This is a genomic window from Acinetobacter sp. YH01018 (assembly GCF_013420295.1).
In the GTDB taxonomy this organism is placed as follows: Bacteria; Pseudomonadota; Gammaproteobacteria; order Pseudomonadales; family Moraxellaceae; genus Acinetobacter.
Genome location: NZ_VOYL01000111.1, coordinates 1 through 2,227, shown reverse-complemented (window position 1 = coordinate 2,227; position 2,227 = coordinate 1). Strand labels below are relative to the sequence as shown.

Sequence of the window (2,227 nt, the reverse complement as noted above, 5' to 3'; positions counted from 1 at the left end):
AAATCATTTGAATGATTTCTTCTTGGTCTACGTGCCATAAAATACTCCATATATTGATGTTTATAACATCATTTGGGGAGCAAAATATCACTTATAGGTGTTGTTCAAATTTCCTGATCCACCTCTGTTTTACAAATCAAAAACACCTGATGAAATTCATCAGGTATTTATATGAAATATCGTGTCAACTTATTTTAAGCCTAGGCAATTTAATTTTTTGATTAAATAGCAGTTAGTAAGATGTATTTTATTAGCTAAAGTTCCCACTAACTTTTAATGGAAACTTTAGCTATGGTTTTAGATTTTATTCATAGGCGAGTTAAAGTAAACTGTTAATAAAATTATCAGGATCAATTTCATCCGTCACAATAACATGTACACCAATATTTTTGAGTTTTTCTCGCAATCTGTCACCCATCCCTGTGGTTATGAACATGTCCATAGGTAACAGTTTTTCTAGTACCTCACCCGACTGAGAAAATGATGCTTCTTTCTCCACCTCAATGAGCTGTTTGTCCATAACTTTCCCATCTTTGAGCTCATATTTCCAGAATTTTCGGCATTTCCCGGCATGCGGAGTAATATGACGTCGGTTCTGTGATGTAATTACAATTACCATAAAGATTTCTCCAAACCAAACCGATACTACTGCTCTTTATAGGTATGCATCGGTTCATGATGATTCATAAGTTAAACTTGTAGTGACAAAAACTATTTAAAAACATAGCTAATACCATTCAAGCAAGATTTTCCAAAACAAACTGAGGTGACTTGATAAAGAGTTTTAACAAGGCTTGGGCTGAGCTTGAGGGATGACGAACTCCACGTTCCCAACTTTCTAGGGTACGGGCGGAAATACACAGTTTCGATGCTAGTTCTGTCTGTGAAATATTGAGAGCTTGCCGGATCCTTACAGTTTGTTGTGCTAAATCCAGACAACAGCTGCTATTAAAATCACTTTTTGGGAGATGTGCCTGATCGTGCTGAAGTAGATTCATCATTGTCTCCTCCTTATCGATATACTAGAAAGTTGTAATAACACTTTGAAAAATCCAAAGGTCATTGAGACTGTGACAGCCGGATTTCAAATAAATTTGAATACAGATAAATTAAAAGCCATATTCATTATTACGGATAGGATCACTGTGACTGAAGATGCTAATTGTGAGCTGCTCACATGTTCTGGATAGATGAATATTTTCAGCCATATCGGAAACTGCGGCAGACTGCTCAGCAATACCATATCTGCTGATTTAGTGGATGAGTGTTAAAGGAGGAGCACGACCCTGAGGAATCAGGAACCACAGATCAGGTAGGGACAGCGTATATGGGACAAATGTACTGAAGAACTGCAGTAAGGTCTGAGTTCTGATCAGTACTAGTCTGAGTTTGGTATCGAGTAGCGGTAGGGTATAGCTGTGCACCAGGCAAAACTGGCAGTCATGACCGGTATGTGCATCATCCCGCTCTTGATGTTCATGCCGATCCTGCACATGTGTGAAGACATGTGCAGGATTTTGGTCTGCTCCGCTGGCTTGATTGCTATGCGGATGTGATGTTGCGAAGCTGTGGTGTGGGAGAACGTTAGTAACTTCCAGATGTAATGCTGCGGCAACAGTTTTACATACCGAAAAAACACTGTGTTTTTCTGGTAATAAAGGCTGCAGGAACACAGCGATCTGTAACAAGATTGCTGATAACCCCAGCAATCTTCCCAACATCATGAGCACTTCACTACACTTTTATGGACATTACATAGGTTATAATATAACAAAATATAAAATTTATAATTGAAAAATAGACGATAAAATCGATTTTAATCTGCTACTAAACATAATTTTATTTTTTCTTTATGGAATAGGAAGCGTAAGATCATTCTGAAACGAATAAAGTCTTATTAAAGTTGGACTGCATTGTAGGTTTGAACCGTACCGGGTTTGTCGGAGACTTTTTTATTTAAGTTAGGCCACCTGACCTAACGGGTTAATCTTATCATAGTACATTGCTTCAAACTCAAAAGGCGATACATAACCCAGTGCACTGTGTACACGCTTTTTATTGAACCAATCTACCCAGTTTAGTGTCGCAAGTTGTACATCTGCTAAACCTTGCCAATCTGCTTTTAGATATTCAATCACCTCTGTTTTGTATAAGCCATTCACCGTTTCAGCCAAAGCATTATCGTATGAATCACCAGTCGTACCGACTGATGCTCGTAAATTTGCTG

Annotated in this window: 4 protein-coding genes; all 4 read right to left on the bottom strand. The window is 38.1% G+C overall.

Annotated features, from left to right (window positions below):
- Positions 1 to 319: 319 nt before the first annotated feature.
- On the bottom strand, positions 320 to 619 hold the full coding sequence (locus FTT83_RS15825; RefSeq protein ID WP_086197100.1) for a NifB/NifX family molybdenum-iron cluster-binding protein: 300 nt from the start codon (positions 617 to 619) through the stop codon (positions 320 to 322).
- Positions 620 to 737: 118 nt separating this feature from the next.
- A complete protein-coding gene (locus FTT83_RS15820; RefSeq protein ID WP_121523972.1) occupies positions 738 to 998 on the bottom strand; it encodes a DNA-binding transcriptional regulator in 261 nt (86 codons plus the stop codon).
- A 255-nt stretch (positions 999 to 1,253) separates the two neighbouring features.
- Complete coding sequence (locus FTT83_RS15815) at positions 1,254 to 1,724, bottom strand: DUF2946 domain-containing protein (protein ID WP_121523964.1); 471 nt, start codon at positions 1,722 to 1,724, stop codon at positions 1,254 to 1,256.
- 237 nt (positions 1,725 to 1,961) lie between these two features.
- On the bottom strand, positions 1,962 to 2,227 hold a 266-nt coding region (locus FTT83_RS15810; RefSeq protein WP_009517034.1), incomplete at its 5' end, for an integrase core domain-containing protein.